The sequence below is a fragment of the Azorhizobium doebereinerae UFLA1-100 genome, assembly GCF_000473085.1.
GTDB lineage: Bacteria > Pseudomonadota > Alphaproteobacteria > Rhizobiales > Xanthobacteraceae > Azorhizobium > Azorhizobium doebereinerae.
The window spans coordinates 1-18,780 of sequence record NZ_AXBA01000042.1; the positions used below are offsets into that span (position 1 = coordinate 1).

Annotated in this window: 21 protein-coding genes; 5 read left to right on the forward strand and 16 right to left on the reverse strand. The window is 70.2% G+C overall.

All coding sequences use genetic code 11. The annotated features are described in order from the left end of the window. The 4 genes from YU1_RS0122795 to YU1_RS0122810 all read right to left on the reverse strand — a co-directional run. Positions 1-193: transposase (locus tag YU1_RS0122795; protein ID WP_029006049.1), on the reverse strand; the 193-nt coding region annotated here is incomplete at its 3' end. Between the two features lie 276 nt (positions 194-469). Then, on the reverse strand, positions 470-910 hold the full coding sequence (locus tag YU1_RS0122800; RefSeq protein ID WP_029006050.1) for a VOC family protein: 441 nt from the start codon (positions 908-910) through the stop codon (positions 470-472). A 351-nt stretch (positions 911-1,261) separates the two neighbouring features. Next, entirely contained in the window at positions 1,262-2,152 is an 891-nt protein-coding gene (locus YU1_RS0122805) for a CbtA family protein (RefSeq protein ID WP_029006051.1), read from the reverse strand. 184 nt (positions 2,153-2,336) lie between these two features. Beyond that, on the reverse strand, positions 2,337-2,561 hold the full coding sequence (locus tag YU1_RS0122810) for a CbtB domain-containing protein (protein WP_051357222.1): 225 nt from the start codon (positions 2,559-2,561) through the stop codon (positions 2,337-2,339). 216 nt (positions 2,562-2,777) lie between these two features. Here YU1_RS0122810 and YU1_RS30815 point away from each other — a divergent pair, with 216 nt between their 5' ends. Then, the gene (locus YU1_RS30815; RefSeq protein ID WP_084540062.1) at positions 2,778-3,392 is read left to right on the forward strand and encodes a histidine phosphatase family protein; all 615 of its coding nucleotides are present in this window, start codon (positions 2,778-2,780) and stop codon (positions 3,390-3,392) included. Between the two features lie 8 nt (positions 3,393-3,400). Here the strand turns inward: YU1_RS30815 and YU1_RS0122820 are convergent, their stop codons facing one another. The 6 genes from YU1_RS0122820 to hemB all read right to left on the reverse strand — a co-directional run bounded on the left by YU1_RS0122820 (position 3,401) and on the right by hemB (position 9,291). Next, a complete protein-coding gene (locus YU1_RS0122820; protein WP_029006053.1) occupies positions 3,401-4,081 on the reverse strand; it encodes a MarC family protein in 681 nt (226 codons plus the stop codon). A gap of 92 nt (positions 4,082-4,173) precedes the next feature. After that, entirely contained in the window at positions 4,174-4,923 is a 750-nt protein-coding gene (locus YU1_RS0122825) for an arginyltransferase (RefSeq protein ID WP_029006054.1), read from the reverse strand. A 79-nt stretch (positions 4,924-5,002) separates the two neighbouring features. Then, positions 5,003-5,539 (reverse strand): RDD family protein, encoded by a 537-nt coding sequence (locus YU1_RS0122830; protein ID WP_029006055.1) that lies wholly within the window; start codon positions 5,537-5,539, stop codon positions 5,003-5,005. 70 nt (positions 5,540-5,609) lie between these two features. After that, a complete protein-coding gene (locus tag YU1_RS0122835) occupies positions 5,610-6,869 on the reverse strand; it encodes a threonine ammonia-lyase (protein ID WP_051357224.1) in 1,260 nt (419 codons plus the stop codon). A 44-nt stretch (positions 6,870-6,913) separates the two neighbouring features. Beyond that, positions 6,914-8,245, reverse strand: coding sequence for a branched-chain amino acid ABC transporter permease (locus YU1_RS0122840; RefSeq protein WP_029006057.1), 1,332 nt, complete (start codon positions 8,243-8,245; stop codon positions 6,914-6,916). After that, positions 8,242-9,291: a porphobilinogen synthase gene (hemB, locus tag YU1_RS0122845; RefSeq protein WP_029006058.1), complete on the reverse strand. Its 1,050-nt coding sequence runs from the start codon at positions 9,289-9,291 to the stop codon at positions 8,242-8,244. The genes YU1_RS0122840 and hemB overlap by 4 nt, the downstream gene beginning before the upstream one ends. Before the next feature lie 295 nt (positions 9,292-9,586). Here hemB and YU1_RS0122850 point away from each other — a divergent pair, with 295 nt between their 5' ends. The 4 genes from YU1_RS0122850 to YU1_RS0122865 all read left to right on the forward strand — a co-directional run bounded on the left by YU1_RS0122850 (position 9,587) and on the right by YU1_RS0122865 (position 13,401). Further along, positions 9,587-10,657, forward strand: coding sequence for an enoyl-CoA hydratase/isomerase family protein (locus YU1_RS0122850; RefSeq protein WP_029006059.1), 1,071 nt, complete (start codon positions 9,587-9,589; stop codon positions 10,655-10,657). Further along, positions 10,654-11,085, forward strand: coding sequence for a DUF6163 family protein (locus YU1_RS0122855; protein WP_029006060.1), 432 nt, complete (start codon positions 10,654-10,656; stop codon positions 11,083-11,085). The genes YU1_RS0122850 and YU1_RS0122855 overlap by 4 nt, the downstream gene beginning before the upstream one ends. Before the next feature lie 186 nt (positions 11,086-11,271). Further along, entirely contained in the window at positions 11,272-12,747 is a 1,476-nt protein-coding gene (locus YU1_RS0122860; RefSeq protein WP_035716429.1) for a methyl-accepting chemotaxis protein, read from the forward strand. 114 nt (positions 12,748-12,861) lie between these two features. Further along, positions 12,862-13,401 carry a DUF4142 domain-containing protein gene (locus YU1_RS0122865; protein WP_051357226.1) on the forward strand — a complete coding sequence of 180 codons (540 nt, stop codon included), beginning with the start codon at positions 12,862-12,864 and terminating at the stop codon, positions 13,399-13,401. A 13-nt stretch (positions 13,402-13,414) separates the two neighbouring features. Here the strand turns inward: YU1_RS0122865 and YU1_RS30820 are convergent, their stop codons facing one another. Genes YU1_RS30820 through YU1_RS0122895 form a run of 6 tightly spaced genes read right to left on the reverse strand, consistent with a single transcriptional unit; the run spans position 13,415 to position 18,780 of the window. Then, positions 13,415-13,882: an ureidoglycolate lyase gene (locus tag YU1_RS30820; RefSeq protein ID WP_035716431.1), complete on the reverse strand. Its 468-nt coding sequence runs from the start codon at positions 13,880-13,882 to the stop codon at positions 13,415-13,417. Further along, complete coding sequence (locus YU1_RS0122875; protein ID WP_029006063.1) at positions 13,879-15,138, reverse strand: Zn-dependent hydrolase; 1,260 nt, start codon at positions 15,136-15,138, stop codon at positions 13,879-13,881. Before YU1_RS0122875 ends, YU1_RS30820 begins: the two co-directional genes overlap by 4 nt. Beyond that, entirely contained in the window at positions 15,139-16,134 is a 996-nt protein-coding gene (locus YU1_RS0122880; RefSeq protein ID WP_029006064.1) for an ABC transporter ATP-binding protein, read from the reverse strand. Next, positions 16,131-17,543, reverse strand: a complete 1,413-nt coding sequence (locus tag YU1_RS0122885; RefSeq protein ID WP_029006065.1) for an amidase — start codon at positions 17,541-17,543, stop codon at positions 16,131-16,133. Before YU1_RS0122885 ends, YU1_RS0122880 begins: the two co-directional genes overlap by 4 nt. Then, positions 17,540-17,743, reverse strand: a complete 204-nt coding sequence (locus YU1_RS30825) for a hypothetical protein (RefSeq protein ID WP_035716433.1) — start codon at positions 17,741-17,743, stop codon at positions 17,540-17,542. Before YU1_RS30825 ends, YU1_RS0122885 begins: the two co-directional genes overlap by 4 nt. Beyond that, entirely contained in the window at positions 17,740-18,780 is a 1,041-nt protein-coding gene (locus YU1_RS0122895) for an ABC transporter ATP-binding protein (protein ID WP_029006066.1), read from the reverse strand. The genes YU1_RS30825 and YU1_RS0122895 overlap by 4 nt, the downstream gene beginning before the upstream one ends.

Sequence of the window (18,780 nt, forward strand, 5' to 3'; positions counted from 1 at the left end):
GGTTGTAGAGCGTCTTACGCGGCCCATATTCAGGCGGCGCGTCGATCCATCGGCCGCCCGATTTCAGAACATGCACGATGCCGCTGATCACCCGTCGGTCATCGACGCGCGGCTTACCACGCGTGTCCTTGGGCAGATGCGGCTCAAGCCGTGCGAACTGTCCATCCGTCAGCCAGAAACAGTCTCCGCTCATCACCAGATCCTCCATGGATCTGGTGAATCACAACACGCTGCCAACGCAAATCATTTTATGGGTCTGAACCCTAAACCAGACGTAGGTTGCTACAGCCTGTGGCGGTGGTTATTCTTTGCCACAGACACTGTAGAAGACTGGCTACACCCTACGTTTGCTTTCCAGAAAATCGTTATGAGAGCCGCCATTCCGCTCCCCAACCCATTCCAGACTTACCCGACGCAGTTTTGCAATGTCAGCTCTGGGTCAACGGCGCTCCTCCGGCTTCCCATCCCCCTAAAACCTGATCCGCTCCGAGGCCGCGCTGCGCTCCGCCGGGCCGTGGTGCAGGGCTTTGATAGTGTTGCCGTCCGGGTCCAGCAGGAAGGCGGCGTAAGAGCCGGGGTGGTCGGGGCGCAGGCCCGGGGTGCCGGTGTCGCGGCCGCCGGCGGCGAGGCCCGCCACGTGGAACGCCTCCACCGCCGCCCGGTCCTCGGCCTGGAAGGCGAGGGGGGGGCGGCCGGTCAGACGGTCCTGCGCCGCCAAGCTATCGGAGGTGGAGACGAACAGTTCGTCGGCCCGGACATGATCCGCCATGCTGCCGCCCAAGGATGCGCCCAAGGGCACGCCCAGCGTGCCCGGCACCGCCTCATGGAAGCGCCGGCTTGTCGCGAGATCCGCCACCACCAGTTGGACATGGTCGATCAGCCGGCCGCGATGAAGTTCGAAGGTTTCCACGCGCGTCTTCTCGGTTTCCTTTGGGGCAATCCAGGGCGCCCGGCGCGGCCGTCAACACGCCCCCGGCGGGGCCATTCCCGCTTCGGGATGGCGCCATCCGCCCGCGTGACGGGCTCCCTCTCCTGCGCAGCGGGGGAGGGCCGGGGTGGGGGCGCCGCGCAGCGGCGGGGGCGCGTGTGGCGGGGGCGAGGCGCTGTGCGGCGAGCGGTTCCGCGCTGCCGCGCGGCCCCCACCCAAACCCTCCCCCGCAAGCGGGAGAGGGCTTTGCGGCGCGCAGGCGGCGGGGGCGTTCCCGGTTCGGGCGGGTGTCGGCCGGGGGGCGGAAAGGCCGTTCCGGCGCGCCCCGCGTCCCTACCGCCCCAGCGCCGGTCGCACGTGGGGGCGGGCGCCAAGCTCCATCCAGGCGCCGAAGCCGAGGCCGATCACCGCCCACAGCACCGCCTGGAGGCCCAGAGCCGCGAGGCGGAACTGCCACAGCAGATCGGCGGAGAAGCCGGCGGGCACCTCGTTCACCGTGGGCAGGGCAAGGCCCACCAGGGCCAGCACCACGCCATAGCCGAGCGCGGCGAGGAGCGCGCCGGTCCAGGCGCCGTGCCGGGCCATGAGGCGGCGGGCCAGCACCACCGCGCCGGCGAGCGCCGCCACAGAGGTCGCCAGCATCAGGAAGAACAGCCGGGTGCGCAGGCCGATGGTGGCGCCGTCCCCCACCGCCGGCGGGTTGGCGGGATATTTCAGCCCCGGCACCAGCACCAGAGCGATGAAGGCGGCGAGCGCCAGCAGCGCCGCCGTGGCGCGCGGCGAGAGCGGGCCGAGCCGCCCGTTCACATAAGCGAACACCAGGGCGAACAGCCCGCCCATGGCGGCGCCATAGACCACGAGGGCCACCAGCAGGCCGGGCCCGGACTGGGTGGCGCGGCTGAACAGCTCCGGCTCGGCCGGCGCGGCGCCCGTCTGGGCGGCGTGTTCACCGGGCGCGTGGGCATCGGGCGCATGGGCATCGGCGGCGTGGGCGTCGGCGGTGTGGCTATGGGGCGCGGCCCCGGGGCCGTGGCTGTGGGCGTCCGTGGCGCCCCCCTGGCCGGGCGCCGGGGCGGCCTCGCCATGGCTATGGCCGCCGGAGGCCTCTTCGAAGGCGATGGCGCGCTCCACCGAAGGCTCGCCGAACACCCGCGCGAAGCCGAACGCCAGCACGCCCGCGAGGATGCCGACCAGCATCCCGCGCAGCAATAAGGACCCAACCATGATGCAGTTCCCCTGCGGAAGACGGGAGCCGAGGCTCAGGCCCGGCGGCGCGCGCCAGGCGACTGGCCCCGTGACGAGCGGCTCAGTGACGAGCGGCTCAGTTGCGGCTGGCCCGGTGATGCCGGGTCAATTGCGTCCGACCCAGTGATACCGGATCAGTTGCGTCCGACCCGGTGATACCGGGTCAGTGGCAGGGGAAGCCGAGGAGGTGGCGGCCGTCGTGCACGAACTCATGCACCGCCGATCCGGAGAACAGCGCGGTCGCGCCCTGCTCGGCGCCGACGAAATAGAGCGCCAGCAGCAGCATCAGGCCGCCGAACACCGCCCAGGGCAGCAGCTCGCCCACCGGGATGGGGGCGGGGCGGGCGCCGGCGGTGGCGGCGGACAGGGTGAGCGTATCGTGGGCCATGGAACCTCTCCTGGGATGTCGCGTCCCAATCCGTGAGAACGACCGTGCGGGCCAGGTCTGGCTCTCGGCAACCGCATGAGGATGCGGGCCGATGACAGTGGCGCGACCGCGCCGGATTTGCACCGGCTTCCAACCCGCGATGGACGGTTCGACTATTGTGCCCGGCGACGGCGCCTGTCAATCGTGCGGCCGGGTGCGGGCGGGGGGAGAAGCAGGATGGTGCGGCGGCTGGTTCTGATCTGCCATGGCGCCACGGCCGCCCTGCGCGCCGCCGCCTTCCCCGCCGACGAGCCGCTGGAGCCGGGCGCCGAAGCCGCGGCGGCCCGCCTCGCCGGCGCCCTGCCGCGCTTCGATGCGGTGCGCATCGCCCCGGAGCTGCGCACCCGCCAGACGGCGGCGGCGGCCGGGCTCGCCGGCACCCTGGACGCGGACCTGCGGGACTGGGACAGCGGCGCCTGGCGGGGCCGCAGCTTCGCCGCGCTCCAGGCCGGCGACCCGGAGGGGCTGGCGGCGTGGCGGGCCGATCCCGATGCCGCCCCCCACGGCGGGGAGAGCCTGACCCGGCTGCTCGGCCGGGCGGGCGGGTGGCTGGAGGGGATCGCGGGGGCGGGGGAGCGGGTGGTGGCGGTCACCCATCCGGCCCTCGTCCGGGCGGTGGTGACGGCGGCGCTGGGGGCGCCGGCGGAGATGTTTTGGCGCATGGATGTCACGCCTTTGAGCCACACCGAGGTGCGCGGCGGCAAGGGCCGCTGGACGCTGCGGATTTTCGGCGCGCCGGCGGCGATGCCACACGGTGTCGCGAATGGGGAAATCGAGGGCGAAGGCGACTGAACGCGGCGTCAGCCGTGCGGCGGCAGGCTGGCGACGAGGTCGCGGATGCCCAGCCACATGATCTGCATGCCGATGCACAGCAGGATGAAGGCGAACAGCCGGACCAGCACGTTGGTGCCGTTGCGGCCCAGCAGGCGCTCGATCTCGCTGCCGTAGCGATAGGCGAAATAGACGCTGAGCGAGACCGCCGCAAGGCCGCAGATGGCGCCGAAAGATTCAATGAACAGAACGGTATAGCCGTCCGAGAGGCTGAAGGCGCTCTGGGTGCCGAGGGCAACCGCTGTGGCGATGGAGCCGGGCCCCATGGTGAGCGGCATGGTGAGCGGATAGAAGGCCTGCTCCTCCACCCGGTGGATGTCCACCTCGCTGGTGGCATCGCCCGCCGGGGTGTCGGCGCTGGCGTTGCCCTGGTTGAGGATGTTCCAGCCGACGAAGGTCACCACCAGTCCTCCGGCCACCCGCAGCACCGGCAGGCTGATGCCGAAGAAGGTCAGGATGCGGGACCCGGCCAACATGGAAATCACCAGCAATATGAAGCCGTTGACCGCCACCTTGCGGGCTAGGACGGCGCGCAGCGGCGGGGTGCAGGCGCGCGTCATCTGGACGAAGATCGGTGCCCCGCCGAGCGGGTTGACGATGGGGAACAGCGCCGCGAAGACGGCGACGAAGATGTTGATGAACTGGCTCACGAGGCCCCCCGGCGGCTGGTCGTTCGTCTCACGCAACCGCCTGTAGCGCAAGGGAAAGCTCGGGTCCGCGCGCGGCGGCGCGGCGGCGGGCGTCAGTCGTCCACCCGCTCCCAGCCGTGCGGGGACAGGCGTTCCTGCGGCAGGAAGCGGCGCTTGTAGTCCATCTTGCGCGAGCCGTTGACCCAGTAGCCGAGATAGACATAGGGCAGCCCCATGGCCTTGGCCTTGGCGATGTGGTCGAGGATCAGGAAGGTGCCCAGCGAACGCTGCGGAACGTTGGGATTGTAGAAGGAATAGACCATGGACAGGCCGTCGCCGAGGATATCGGTGAGCGCCACGGCGAACAGGTCGCCGGTGCTGCGCCCGTTGATCCGCGTGTCCGGCCCGCGCCGGCGGTATTCCACCAAGCGGGTCTGGACGTGGGTGTCCTCCACCATCATGGCATAGTCGAGCACGCTCATGTCGGCCATGCCGCCGGCGCCGTGGCGGGCGGTCACATAGGCGCGGAACAGGCCGTATTGCTCGGAAGTCGGGCTCGGCTGGCGCAGCACGCCGACCAGATCCTCATTCTCCTTCAGGGTGCGGCGGAAGCCGCGCGTGGGCTCGAACTCGTCCACGCAGATGCGCACCGAGACGCAGGCGCGGCAGCCCTCGCAGGCCGGGCGGTAGGCGATGGACTGGCTGCGGCGGAAGCCGCCCTGGGTCAGGACGTCGTTGAGCGTGGCGGCGCGCTCGCCCACCAGATGGGTGAACACCTTCCGCTCCTCCTTGCCCGGCAGGTAGGGGCAGGGGGAGGGGGCGGTCAGGTAGAATTGCGGCGTGTCACGCGAATGTTCGGTCACGGCTCAGGCCTCGGGCACGACAGCATCGCACCCCCGGAAAGAGTCGGTCAAAGGATTATGGTGCCGGATCGGGGCCAATTCAGCGATAGCGCCGCAGCGACGCCGCGCGGGCCTCGGTGTTGACCACCACCGCGCCGACCAGCATGTCGTGCAGCAGGCGCCGGCGGCCGTTGAACAGGCCGACCAGCAGCACCAGGGGCGTGAATACGCTGACCGAGACCCAGAAGGCCACCGCATGCACGGCGCCGAGCACCGAATAGGCCGGGGCGCCATACCAGGTGCGCATCTGGAGATCCATCAGCCGCATGCCCAGCGTCGCCGAGGCCGGCGCCCCGAGGGTGATGGCGTTGTAGCAGACGGCCCAGATGACGAAGGCGGGGCTGAGCAGCGGAAACAGCATCCAGCCCAGGCTGAGCGTCACGATGCCGAACACGAAGATGAAGATGGCGAGCAGCACCATGGGCGCGACGATCATCACCGCATCCACCACGAAGGCCAGGAGCCGCCGGGACAGCACGCCCTGGAAATATTCCGGCTGCGTCACCGGATCATAGGCATGCAGGCGCGCTGCGCCGTAAGGTGCGGTACGGTCCTCGCCGGGCGACATGTAGCTCATGATCCACCTCCTTGGATTGAGAAAGTGGTGAGCGCCCCGCCTGCGCGCAAGACGCGAGGGAAGCCGGCCGCTACCACTCCGCGCCGCCGGCGCCCAGGCGCTGGACCTGGAGGCCCTCGTCCTGCAACGCCCGGTGGATGGCGTCGGCATGGTACTGGTCCCGGGTCTCCACCGTCAGGTCGAGCCGCGTGCCCTTGGCGGGAACGTCCAGGAAGGTGCGCCGGTGGTGCACCTCCAGGATGTTGGCGCCGAGCTTGCCGAGCAGGGTCGAGATGCGCCCGAGCATGCCCGGCCGGTCGAGAATGGTGAGGCGGAAGGAGACGATGCGGGAATCGCGCTCCAGCTCGCGCATCAGGATGGCGGCGAGCACGCGCGGATCGATGCTGCCGCCGCTGAGCACGAGGCCGACCTTCTGGCCCCTGAAGCGCTCCGGATCGCTGAGCAGCGCGGCGAGGCCGGCGGCGCCGGCCCCTTCCGCCAGCGTCTTCTGCAAGGTCAGCAGGGCGTTCACCGCCCGTTCCAGGGCGGGTTCCTCCACCAGCACCATGTCGGTGACGAGGGCGCGGATGATGGGCGTGGTCAGGCGCCCCACGTTGCGCACGGCGATGCCCTCGGCCAGCGTCGGCCCGCCGCTCTCGCGCGGAATGCCGTTCAGTTCCGACCACATGGCGGGATAGAGCGCGGCCTCGACGCCGATGACCTTCGTGCGGGGCGCGCGGCCGTGCATGGCGATGGCCATGCCGGAGATCAGCCCGCCGCCGCCCACCGGCACCAGCACGCAATCCAGCGGCGGGGCGTCCTCGATCATCTCCAGGGCGAGGCTGCCCTGGCCGGCGATCACGTCCGGATCGTCATAGGGATGGACGAAGATCAGCCCCTCGGCGGCGGCGATCTCCAGCGCCTTGTGCTCGGCATCGCCCACGCTCTCGCCATGCAGCACCACCCGCGCGCCGTAGGCCTCGGTGGCCAGCACCTTCACCTGCGGGGTGGTCTCCGGCATGACGATGGTGGTGGCGATGCCGAGCCGCGTGCCGTGATAGGCCACCACCTGGGCATGGTTGCCGGCGGACATGGCGATGACGCCACGCTTGCCCTCCTCGCCGGAGAGGCGGGCGAGCTTGGCCACCGCGCCGCGCTCCTTGAAGCTCGCGGTGACCTGGAAATTCTCATATTTCACATAGACATCCGCCCCGGTGAGCTGGGACAGGCGGGGGGCGTGCAGGATGGGCGTGCGGACCACGGCGGCGGCGACGATCGGGCGCGCCGCCTCCACGTCGGCGAGCGTGACGGGCAGAGCGGGCTCACGCGCATTGGCGGCCGGCAAGGTCATGGTTCCATCCCTGATGCATGCGGCGGGACCCGGACGGCCCCGCGTCACAGGTCGCGCGGCGAGGTGCCGAACAGGCCCTGCGGCCGGACCGCGAGCGCGACGATCAGCAGCGCATACATCACCACGTCGCGATAGGCGATGTCGAACGCTGAAGACCAGAGCGTTTCCAGCAAGCCGATCGCCATCCCGCCCAGCGCCGCCCCGGGCACCGAGCCGACGCCGCCGAGGATGGCGGCCGCCAGGCTCTTCAGGGTCAGCGGCAGGCCGAGGGCGGCATCGACGCTGCCGAATACCAGCACCAGCATGGCGCCAGCCAGCCCGGCGAGGCCGCCGGAGATCAGGCAGGTGGCCGCGAGCAGGCGTTCCGGGGCGACGCCGCACAGTTCGGCCATGCGCGGATCATCCGCCATGGCCCGCCAGCACCGCCCGAAGGCGCTGAATTTCAGGCCGGCGACGGCCAGCGCCACCGCGCCGCCGGTGGCCAGCACGGCGGCGAGCGTGGCGGGGGTGGTGGTGGCGGCGAAGGCATCCGAGCCGGCCAGCGGCAGGGAGGCGTGCCACAGCGGCGGCAGCCAGCCGTCCACGCCGCGCTGCTGCAAGCCGAGCGCCTCCCGCAGCACCAGCGCCAGCCCGATGCTGGCGATCAGCACGCCCTGGCCGGCATTCCGCCGGTCGCGGAAGCGCCAGAGCACGAACCGGCCGATGGCGAAGGCCCAGAGCGCGCCGGATGCGACCGCGACCAGGACCGCCAGCGCCAGATGCACCAGGGTGAGCGGCCCGGCCGCCTGCGCGGCGCCGGCGGCGACGAGCATCGCCGCGCCGCCGGTGATCGCGACCTCGCCGATGGCCAGCACGATGCGGCCGGTGAGGCCGTGGATGAGGGTGAAGGCGGTGGCCAGCGCCGCGAACAGGGCCATGGGGGCGAGCGCATTCAGCAATTGCTGAAGCACATAGGCCGGCGCGGGGCCGAGCGCCATCAGCGGGACGGGCGGGGCGCTGTCCGGCCCGGCATGGGCTTCGAGCCACCAGCGCTTGAGGATCAGCAACTGGCTGTCGTCCATCAGCCCCTCGACGGTACGCACGCCGACGAGATCCAGCCGGCCCTCGCCATAGGGGGCGGCAAACAGGCAGGTGAGCGTGCCCGGCACGGCGGCCGCGTTGCGTTCACGGGCCAGGTAGGACAGCCGGACACCGACGGTGCCCGGCCCGGACGGGGCGACCGAGGTCCGCGCCACCGTCGTGCCGTCGGGATGGAGCGCGGGGGCGACGCGCTCGCACAATTGCGCCTGGTCCGCATCCACCACGCCGCCGCAGCCCGTGCCCAGCGCGCCGAGCGCGGCCACAGCCAGGAGGGCGCGGGTGGGGCGCCGCTTCACGCCCCGGCGGCGAGCCGCTCCGCCACGCGCGGGGCGAAATAGGTGAGCACGCCGTCCGCGCCGGCACGCTTGAAGGCCATCAGGCTCTCTTCCACCACGCGGCTGCCGTCGAGCCAGCCGTTGCGGATGGCGCCCTCGATCATCGCGTACTCGCCGGATACCTGATAGGCGAAAGTGGGCAGGCCGAAGGTCTGCTTCAGGCGGTAGACCACGTCCAGATAGGGCAGGCCGGGCTTCACCATCAGCATGTCGGCGCCCTCGTCCACGTCGAGGGCGGCCTCGCGCAGGGCTTCCTCGCCATTGGCGGGGTCCATCTGATAGGTGCGCTTGTCGCCGATCAGCGTCTTCGAGGTGCCGATGGCGTCGCGGAACGGGCCGTAGAAGGCGGAGGCGTATTTCGCCGCATAGGACATGATCTGCACGTCGATCAGCCCGGCCTTGTCGAGGCCGGCGCGGATCGCGCCGACACGGCCGTCCATCATGTCCGAGGGGGCGATCACGTCCGCCCCCGACTGGGCCTGCACGAGGGCCTGGTGGACCAGCACCGCCACCGTCTCGTCATTGAGGATGCGCTCGCCCTCCATCAGTCCGTCGTGGCCGTGGCTGGTGTAGGGATCGAGCGCCACGTCGGTGATGAGGCCCACCTCCGGCACGCGGGCCTTGATGGCGCGCAGCGCGCGGCAGATCAGGTTGTCCTCGTTCAGCGCCTCGCTGCCCTCGGGGTCGCGCAGGCCGGCTTCCGTGTAGGGAAACAGGGCCAGAGCGGGGATGCGCAGCTTCGCCGCCTGCTCGGCCACCCGCACCGCCTCATCCACCGTCAGGCGCTCCACGCCGGGCATGGAGGGCACCGCCTCGCGGGTCTTCTCGCCTTCCATCACGAAGATCGGCCAGATCAGGTCGTCGACGGTGAGCGTGTTCTCGCGCACCAGGCGGCGGGTCCAGTCGTTCTTGCGGTTGCGCCGCGGGCGGGAGGCGAGGTCGAGCGGCCGGCCGCTCACCGCCGTTGCGGGATCGGCTGCACGAAGGCGGGCGGGGGAAAAGGTCATGCTCGGGTCTCGCTGCCTCGGGTCTCGCTGCTGCCGCTCGTCCGGCCGCGGGCGGCCGGCGGGCGTATTCTGGGCCGCTGCCTTGGCCTTGCTCCGCCAAGGCGCAGGTCCCGATCTTCCGCTCAGGAAGACGGGGCGGCTGACGTCTTTATAGCCCTTCGAAACTCGCAGGGCGAGATGCGCGATCCGCGACCCTGCGTTGACGCTGACGCCCACGACGGCTAACCCTGCCCAACCCCCTTGCCGTGCTGCCCATGGGCGCGCCCGTCAGCGGCGGCTGTCCCGAGGAGCCCCAGTGACCACCGAGCCCGAGGTTCTGTTCGAACGCCGCGGGGACGCCGGCGTCATCACGTTGAACCGCCCCAAGGCGCTGAATGCCCTCACTCTGGGCATGGTGCGACAGATCGATCCGCACTTGCGGGCCTGGGCGAGCGATGGCACCGTCTCCCGCATCGTCCTGAAGGCGGCCGGCGAGCGCGCCTTCTGCGCCGGCGGCGACGTGCGGCAGATCCACGACCTCGGCCGTGCCGGGCGGCAGGCGGAGGCGCTGGAGTTCTGGCGCGAGGAATATGTCCTCAACCATCTGATCGGCACCTATCCCAAGCCGTTCATCTCTCTGATCGACGGCATCTGCATGGGCGGCGGCTTCGGCCTGTCGGCGCACGGCACCTACAGGGTGGGCGGGGACCGCTACCTCTTCGCCATGCCGGAAGTGAACATCGGCCTGTTTCCCGACGTGGGCGGCACCTATGTGCTGCCGCGCCTGCCCAAGGCGAGCGGCACCTATCTCGCCTTCACCGGCAACCGCATCAAGACGGCCGATGGTCTGCACGTGGGCCTGTTGACCCATGCGGTGCCCTCGGCCGCCTTGCCGGATCTGGAGGCGGCGCTCTGTGCCGGCGGCGACGTGGCGGCCACGCTCGCGGCCCATGCGGCCGACCCCGGCCCCGCGCCGCTCCTCGCCCGCGAGGCGTTCATCGCCGACATGTTCACGCCCGGGAGCCCGTTCGTGGTGCTGGCCGCGCTCGACGCCGTCGCCGGGCAGGGGGGCGCGGAGGCGGATTTCGCCCGCGAGACGGCGGCGGGGCTGCGCGCCAAGTCGCCTACCAGCCTGTCGATCGCGGCCGAGCAGATGCGCCGCGGGCCGGGCCTCGACCTGGGCCTCGCCCTGAAGGCGGAGTTCCGCGTGGTCACGCGCGTGGCCCATGGCCACGATTTCTACGAGGGCGTGAGGGCGCTGCTGGTCGACAAGGACAACACGCCCCACTGGCAGCCGCCGCGGCTGGAGGATGTGGATCCCGCCGCCATTGCGGCGTATTTCGATCCCATCTCCGACGAACTGGAATTTCCGGCCACCCCCGCATGAGCCATTACGATCCCATCGACGCCAGCGCCCGCGCCCATATGGAGCGCCTGTCTCCGTGGCGGCGGCGTCTGGTCTTCTTCCTGCGGGCGGTGGCCTTCTTCCTGCTGCTGGAGGGGGTCTATCACTGGGCCGTGATCTGCGGCATCGGCGACGGCAACGAGACCCGCTTCGAGACGCTGCCCGTGACCGCCCAGGGGGTGGTGATCTGGTCCGCCATCATCGATCCGATCGCGGGTGTCGGCCTCTGGCTCGGCGCCGGCTGGGCGGTGGTGCTGTGGCTCCTGGCCACCGCCACCCAGGTGGTGGTGGGGATGTGGGCGCCGGACGGCCTGTCGCGGCTGCTGGTGTTCACGCTGTTCGAGGTTGCCCTGGTCGTCGCCTACGCCATCCTGTCCATCCGCGCCGCGCGCGAGAGCGACCAGGACTGAGGCCGGGCAACGCTCCTGAGTGGAGGTCTGCCTTAAGATTTAGGTTTTATATTACCTCCTGATACACCAGCCACGTGCAAGGATGGGCGTCTATCAAACCTCCGGTAGCAGAGAGGGGCGACCAATCCCTGGCGCCGGTTCTGCCCGGATGCCTCCTCCGACATGGGGCGGGGCGGGGGGATAGGCATGTCCGTCAGCGCACTGAATTTCCGCCGGGAGCCGGATGGCATCGGGGCGGGTGCCCAGTTTCTGGACCACCTGCCGATGGCGGTCATGCTGTGCGACCCGCGCACCTTCACCATCTGCTACGCCAACCAGAGCTCGCTGAAGCTGCTCAAGACCATCGAGCATGTGCTGCCGGTCAAGGCGGACAAGATCGTCGGCGCCTCCATCGACATCTTCCACAAGGAGCCGTCCCATCAGCGCAAGCTGCTGGCGGATGCGCGGAACCTGCCACACCGGGCCCTGATCCGCACGGGTGGGGAAACCCTGGAGTTGCAGATCAATGCGGTGATGGACGCACGGGGCGGCTACCGCTACGCCCAGCTGACCTGGGCGGTCATCACCCATGCGGTCGAGCAGGAACAGAAGACGCAGCGCCTCCTTCAGATGGTGGAGGAGATGCCGATCAACGTGATGACCTGCTCGCTCCAGGATTTCCGCATCGACTACGCCAACCGCGCCAGCCGCGAGACCCTGCGGCGCATCGAGCAATATCTGCCGATCAAGGCGGACGAGCTTATCGGCACCTCGATCGACGTGTTCCACAAGAACCCCGCGCACCAGCAGCGCATGCTGGCCGATCCGAGCCATCTGCCGCATGAAGCGATGATCAAGGTGGGACCGGAGACGCTGAACCTGCGGGTGTCCGCCATTCGCGACGCCGGGAACAATTACATCGGCCCCATGGTCACCTGGTCCATCGCCACCGAGAGCGTGGCGCTGGCCAAGAGCGTGACCGAGGTGGTCGGAACCATGACCGGCACGTCGACCGAAATGCAGGAATCGAGCGCTCGTCTGCTGCAGCTGACCGAAAGTTCCGATCAGACTTCTTCCGCTGTCTCGGCGGCGGCGTTCGAGATGTCGTCGTCCTTCGATGAGATCTCCGGCCAGATCCGCCAGGCGACCGGCATGTCGCGTGACGCAGCGGAGAAGGCGACGGCGGCGGACCGGCTGGTGGGCGGCCTGGCGGAAAGCGTCGAGCGGATCGGCACGGTGACGGCGCTGATCGAGAAGATCGCCGCCCAGACTAATCTGCTCGCGCTGAACGCCACCATCGAGGCGGCCCGGGTGGGCGAGGCCGGCCGGGGGTTCGCGGTCGTCGCGCAGGAGGTGAAGGCGCTGGCGGTGCAGACCGCCAACGCGACGCAGGACATTCGCCATCAGGTGGCCGCCGTGCAGTCGGCGAGCGAATCCGCCGCTTCCGCCGTGTCCGACATCTCCGGCAACGTCGGCCAGCTCAGCGACGTCTTCGTGGCCCTGTCGGCGGGGGTGGAGGAGCAGGTGGTGACCAACCATTCCGTCAGCCAGATGATCACCGGCGTGTCCGACGCCACCAGCGAGATCCGCAACGCGGCGATGTCGGTGCAGCGCATCGCCGAGCAGGTGACCGGCGTGGCCGGGCGGCTCACGGATGAGGTCGGCACCCTGCTGAAGCGGTAATCCGGGCCGGGGCCTTCGGGCCGCGCCGATGTCTCTTATTGTGACCTTGCGGAAAGGCGGCGGGAACAAGCGCCCCCCGCGAGGGGTTCTCACTGCGGCACCAAGGAGGCCGCAATGCTCACCTCTCGCACCAACCATATGCGTGCCGCCGCGTTCGCTCTCCTCTTCGCCCTTGCCGCGCTCTTCGTGCCGCAGATGGCGCGGGCGCAGCTCTCCGGCACCTTGTCCGGGCCGCGCTTCGTGGAGACGGCGGCCGTTGCCGGGCTGTTCGAGATCGAATCCAGCAAGATCGCGCTCGAACGCAGCGACAATCCCGGCATCAAGGCCTTCGCCCAGATGATGGTGGACGACCACACCCGCATCGCCGCCGCACTCAAGCGCGCCGCGGCCGATGCCAATGGCGAGATCACCATCCCGGCGGCGCTGGATAGCGAGCACGATGCCATGATCCGCAAGCTGAAGACCGCGTCCGGGCGCGAGTTCGACGCGCTCTACGTCCAGATGCAGACCACCGGCCACGAGCAGGCGGTGGGCCTGTTCGGCGCCTACGCCAAGGATGGCGATCAGACGGCGCTGAAGACCTTCGCCGCCGACACGCTGCCCACGCTGCAGAACCACCTGAAGCATGTGATGCAGATTCAGGTGAAGACCTGAGAGGCCGGCACCGTCACAGCATGACGGTGCGGGGCTGGACGTCGCGCAGTTCCTCGTCATACGGCCCGCCGTCGCGCCACATGTAGAGCGCGAACGGCACGCCCGCGGTCAGGGATGTCAGCGGATAGTGCCAAGTGCCCGGCGCCAGGGTGAGCCCCTCGCCCTCCGCCGGCAGGAAGGCCCTGAGGCCCGCCATGTCCGGCGCATCGCCCGTGTCGGGCGCGACGATCACCAGCCAGCTCCCCGGTGCCATGGGCACGAAGCTCTGGGATGAGAAGGCGTGCCGCTCCATCATCGTCACCTTCAGCGGCAGCACCGTCACGACAGGGAGCGCGATGGACAGGCTCGGACCGGCGGCCGGCCGGAGATTGGCGAGCGGCGCATCGAAATAATGCCGCTCGCCCGCCATCCTGGGCGCGGCGATCACGCCGCCGAAGGGCGCGAAGCCCTCCGGCGTCAGGGCTTCGGCGATGACGCTCATGCCGGCTTCGCGACACCCGCGAGGGCGAGCACGGTGTGCAGCAGCACGTTGGCGCCGGCGGCGCAGTCGGCCGGCGTCGCGTCCTCCAGCTCATTGTGGCTGAGGCCGTCCTTGCAGGGCACGAAGATCATCGCCACCGGCATCTTGGTGGCGAGGTTGAAGGCATCGTGTCCGGCACCGGAAACCATGGGCCGGTTGCTGTAGCCGAGCGTGGTCGCCGCCTCGCGCACCGCCGCGATGATCTTCGGATCGAAGTGGGTCGGGTCCTTGCGCCACACCGTCTCGATGGCGATCTCGACGCCCTTGCGACGGCCGGCGACCTCCTGCACGGCGGCGGCAAAGCCCTCTTCCAGCGCCTTCAGCGTCTCCCCATGGGGCGAGCGGAACTCGCAGGTGAAGGCCACCTCGCCGGGAATGACATTGCGCGAGGGATTGGCGATGGCGACCTCGCCCACCGTGCCCACCGCATCCGGCCCCAGTTCGCGGGCGAGGCGCTCCACCGTGAGCACGATCTCGGAGAAGGTAGCGAGCGCATCGCGGCGCAGCGGCATGGGGGTGGAGCCCGCATGGCTCTCGAAGCCGGTGATGCGGCCGTCATACCAGACGATGCCCTGGCCGTGCTCCACGACGCCGATGGTCTTGCCCTCGGCCTCCAGGATCGGCCCCTGCTCGATATGCAGTTCCACGAAGGCGCCGAACGGCTGGCTGCCGACCGGCGCGGACCCGGCATAGCCGATGGCATCCAGCGCCTGCGCCACGCTCACGCCCTCCGCGTCCTTGCGGGCGCGGATGTCATCCACGGTGAAGTCGCCCACATAGGCGGCCGAGCCCATCATGGCGGGGGCGAAGCGCGAGCCTTCCTCATTGGTCCAGTTGGCGACGCAGAGCGGCGCGTCGGTCTCGATGCCGGCGTCGTTGAGCGTGCGCAGCACTTCCAGCGCCGCGAGCGTGCCGAGGATGCCGTCGAACTTGCCGCCGGTGGGCTGGGTATCGAGGTGCGAGCCGAGGCCGATGGGCGCCTTGGAGGGATCGCGCCCCGGACGCAGGGCGAACATGTTGCCCAGGGCGTCCACGGCCACCGTGCAGCCGGCGGCCTCGCACGCGGCGCGGAACCAGTCGCGCACCGCCTTGTCTTCCACGCTGAGGGTGAGCCGGCGGACGCCGCCCTTGGGCGTGGCGCCGAACTGTGCGGTCTCCAGGATGGCGGCCCACAGCCGGTCGGCATGGATCTGGAGGTTGGAAGGCGTCTCAGACATTCAGGTCACCGGGACAGTTTCTTGAGCAAGGACACACCTTACGACCCGGCCGGGGCTCAGTTCCACAGCCGGAGGCAGGCGTTCACGGCAGACCTGCCGTGCAAAGGTGCAGCGCGGCGCGAACGAGCAGGCGCTGGGCGCTTCCGACAGCGAGGGCGGGGTGCCGGGAATGGTCTCCAGCCGCTGCCCGCGCTTGGCGCCATGGACGGTGGAGGCCAGCAGGCCGCGCGGATAGGGATGCCGGGCGTCACGCACGATGTCGCGCAGGGAGCCGGTCTCGACGATCTGGCCGGCATACATCACCGCCACCTTGTCGCAGATCTCGATGGCCACGCCGATGTCGTGGGTCACGAAGATCACCGACATGCCCATCTCGCGCTGGAGTTCGCGCAGCAGCAGCAGGATCTGGATCTGCACGGTGGCATCGAGGGCGGTGGTGGGCTCGTCCGCCAGCAGCACCTGCGGGCGGCAGGCCAGGGCGAGGGCGATCATGGCCCGCTGGCGCATGCCGCCGGACATTTCGTGCGGATAGGCATCGAGCCGGCGCTTCGCGGAGGGAATGCGCACCAGCTCCAGCATTTCCAGCGCCCGGGCGCGGCCGGTGGCGTGGCTGGCGCCTTCGTGGCGGACCACCGATTCGGTGATCTGGTCGCCGATCGTATAGACCGGGTCGAGCGCGAGGGCGGGCTCCTGGAAGATCATGGAGACGGTGCGGCCGCGGAAGGCGGACAGCGCGTCGTCATCCAGCGCCAGCACGTCCTGGCCCGCCACGCGGACGGTGCCGGAAATCTGCGTGCGCTTCTTCGGCAGCAGGCGCATGAGCGCGCGCAGCGTCACGCTCTTGCCTGAGCCGGATTCGCCCAGCAGTCCCAGTACCTGGCCTTTGGGCAAGGCGAGCGAGACCCCGTTCACCGCATGCACCGTCCGCTCGCCGGTGAAGCGGATGGTGAGATTGTCGATCTCGACCAGGGGCGCGGTGTCGGACGCGAGGCTCATGCGGGCAGCTCCGGCATGGCGAGGTGGAAGTCGGTGGCCCGCTGGAAGTCGGCGCCGATGCGCAGCAGCATGTCCTCGGCGAACGGGCGGCCGATGAATTGCAGGCCGATGGGCAGGCCCTTCTGCGTGCGCCCGGCCGGCACCACCAGCGAGGGCAGGCCGAGATAGTTCACCGGGCGGGTGAAGCGGGTGATGCCTTGGATGACGGCTTCCGCATTCAGGCTTCCGCCCACGTCGCTCTCCGCCAGCGTCGGGGACGGGCTCGGGCAGACCGGGGCGAGCACCGCATCGACGCCCGCCACGGCGGCGAGATGGGCCGAGAGCGCCGGGCCGCGCCAGCGCAGCGCCTGCTCATAGGTCACGCCGGGATAGGCAAGGCCGTTCTCCAGCCGCGCCCGCACCTGCGCGCCGTAATCCTGCGGCCGTTCCTTCAGCCAGGGCAGATGGATGGCGGCGGCCTCCACCGAGAGCAAGGTCTGCGAGGCGGCGGACAGTTCCCGCTGGTCCGGCAGCGTCACCGGGACCACGCGCGCGCCTTCGCGGGTCAGCGTGGCGATGGTGTTCTCCAGCACGTGGCCGGTCTCGCCGTCGATGCCCTCCACGTAGAAGTCGGAGGGGATGCCGATGGTGAGGCCGGAGAGGCTGCCGCGCGTGGCCGCCAGATAGTCCGGCAGCGCTCCGCCGACGGCGGTGGGGTCGGCTGGGTCGGCACCCGCCATGAGGCCGAGCAGCAAAGCGGCATCCTCCGCCGTGCGGGTCAGCACGCCGATGGTGTCGAGCGAATGGGAGAGCGGCATGGCGCCCGCGCGGCTGACGCGGCCGACCGTCGTCTTCAGCCCGGTGACGCCGCAGAAATGCGCCGGCATGCGCACCGAGCCGCCGGTATCCGAGCCGAGCGCGGCGAAGGTGAGCCGCGCCGCCACCGCCGCCCCCGAGCCGGACGAGGAGCCGCCGGGCACATGGGCGATGTTCCAGGGATTGCGGCAGTCGCCCAGGTGGACGTTGTGGCCGGTGGGGCCGTAGGCGAACTCCACCATGTGCAGCGTGCCGAGCCGCACCGTGCCCGCGGCCTTGATCCGCGCCAGCGCGGTGGACGTGGTGTCGGGCACGAAGTCGCGGCGGATCTTCGAGCCGCAGGTGCAGACGTGGCCAGCCTCGTAGAACATGTCCTTGTGGGCGAGCGGCACGCCATGCAGCGGGCCATGGCTCTCGCCCTTGGCGAGCGCGGCATCCGCCGCCTCGGCGGCGTCGAGGGCGCCCTCCGCTTCGATGGCGACGAAGGCGTTGAGATGGGGCTGCCAGTCCTGGATGCGGGCGAGGCAGGCTTCCGTCGCCTCGCGGGAGCTGATGCGCTTGCCGGCGATGGCGGCGGCCGCTTCGGTCAGGGAAAGGGCGGCGATCTCGCTCACTTCTCGTCCTCCGGCGCGCGCTGGGCGGCGAGGAAGGCGCCGGGGTCGAGGTCGAACGGCAGGCTTGCCGCGATGGGCGCGAACGTCTGCACGGCGGGCGTCACCGCATGGGCGACGCGGGCGGCGGTCTCGGGCGCGAGGGCGATGCCGACGGTGCGGGCGGTGGCCGCCACGTCTTCGGGGGAGGGGGATGTCGTCATGCTGCGGCCTCGGATGCGGCGGGGGCGCGGGTGTGCCCCGAGCCGGGAATGACCATGTGGCAGGCGGCCTGATGCGCGCCGTCCGCCACCATCGAGAGCCGGGGGACGGTGGAGATGCACACATCCTCGCAGAAGCCGCAGCGGGTATGGAAGCGGCAGCCCGACGGCGGGTCGATGGGATTGGGCGGATCGCCGGTGATCGGCGGCACTTCGGTGCGCTGGTCCGGGTCGCTGGCCGGCATGGCTGCCAGGAGCGCCTGCGTATAGGGGTGGGCGGGGCCGTCCCACACCTCGTCCACCGGGCCGAGTTCAACGACCTGGCCCAGATACATCACCAGCACGCGGTCGGAGATGTAGCGCACCACGTTGAGGTCGTGGCTGATGAACAGATAGGTCAGGCCGAATTCGCGTTTCAGGTCCACCAGCAGGTTCAGCACCTGGGCTTCCACCGACTTGTCGAGGGCCGAGACCGCCTCGTCCAGGATGACGAGGCGCGGGTTCAGCGCCAGGGCGCGGGCGATGTTGACCCGCTGGCGCTGGCCGCCGGACACTTCGTGCGGATAGCGGTTGGCGAAGGTTTCCGGCTTGAGCCCCACCTTGGTGAGCAGGTCGCGGGCGAGCGTGCGGGCCGCGCCGTCGGCCATGCCGTGGACCTTGGGGCCGAAGGCGATGGACTCCTCGATGGTGAGGCGCGGGTTCAGCGAGGCGTAGCTGTCCTGGAACACCATCTGCATGGCGCGCCTGAGGTCGCGCAGGCTCATGGACTCGCCCACCAGCTGGCCGTCGAAGATGATCTCGCCTTCGTTGCGCGGCATCAGTTGCATGAGCAGCCGCGCGGTGGTGGACTTGCCGCATCCGCTTTCGCCGACGATGCCCACCGTCTCGCCCTTGGCGACCGTGAAGGACACGTCGTCCACGGCCTGGACCACCTTGGTCTTCGCGAACAGGCCGCCGCCGACGGGGAAGTGCTTGACGAGGCCCTTCACCTCCAGGAGGGGCTGGGCCGCGCCGCCGAGGTCTTCGATTGGCTCCAGCAT

Coding starts and splice junctions, on each gene's coding strand:
- YU1_RS0122805 (WP_029006051.1), bottom strand. CDS start 2,152: ATGGTTGGGTCCTTATTGCTGCGCGGGATGCTGGTCGGCATCCTCGCG.
- YU1_RS0122810 (WP_051357222.1), bottom strand. CDS start 2,561: ATGGCCCACGATACGCTCACCCTGTCCGCCGCCACCGCCGGCGCCCGC.
- YU1_RS30815 (WP_084540062.1), top strand. CDS start 2,778: ATGGTGCGGCGGCTGGTTCTGATCTGCCATGGCGCCACGGCCGCCCTG.
- YU1_RS0122830 (WP_029006055.1), bottom strand. CDS start 5,539: ATGAGCTACATGTCGCCCGGCGAGGACCGTACCGCACCTTACGGCGCA.
- YU1_RS0122835 (WP_051357224.1), bottom strand. CDS start 6,869: ATGACCTTGCCGGCCGCCAATGCGCGTGAGCCCGCTCTGCCCGTCACG.
- hemB (WP_029006058.1), bottom strand. CDS start 9,291: ATGACCTTTTCCCCCGCCCGCCTTCGTGCAGCCGATCCCGCAACGGCG.
- YU1_RS0122855 (WP_029006060.1), top strand. CDS start 10,654: ATGAGCCATTACGATCCCATCGACGCCAGCGCCCGCGCCCATATGGAG.
- YU1_RS0122860 (WP_035716429.1), top strand. CDS start 11,272: ATGTCCGTCAGCGCACTGAATTTCCGCCGGGAGCCGGATGGCATCGGG.
- YU1_RS0122865 (WP_051357226.1), top strand. CDS start 12,862: ATGCTCACCTCTCGCACCAACCATATGCGTGCCGCCGCGTTCGCTCTC.
- YU1_RS30820 (WP_035716431.1), bottom strand. CDS start 13,882: ATGAGCGTCATCGCCGAAGCCCTGACGCCGGAGGGCTTCGCGCCCTTC.
- YU1_RS0122875 (WP_029006063.1), bottom strand. CDS start 15,138: ATGTCTGAGACGCCTTCCAACCTCCAGATCCATGCCGACCGGCTGTGG.
- YU1_RS0122880 (WP_029006064.1), bottom strand. CDS start 16,134: ATGAGCCTCGCGTCCGACACCGCGCCCCTGGTCGAGATCGACAATCTC.
- YU1_RS30825 (WP_035716433.1), bottom strand. CDS start 17,743: ATGACGACATCCCCCTCCCCCGAAGACGTGGCGGCCACCGCCCGCACC.
- YU1_RS0122895 (WP_029006066.1), bottom strand. CDS start 18,780: ATGCTGGAGCCAATCGAAGACCTCGGCGGCGCGGCCCAGCCCCTCCTG.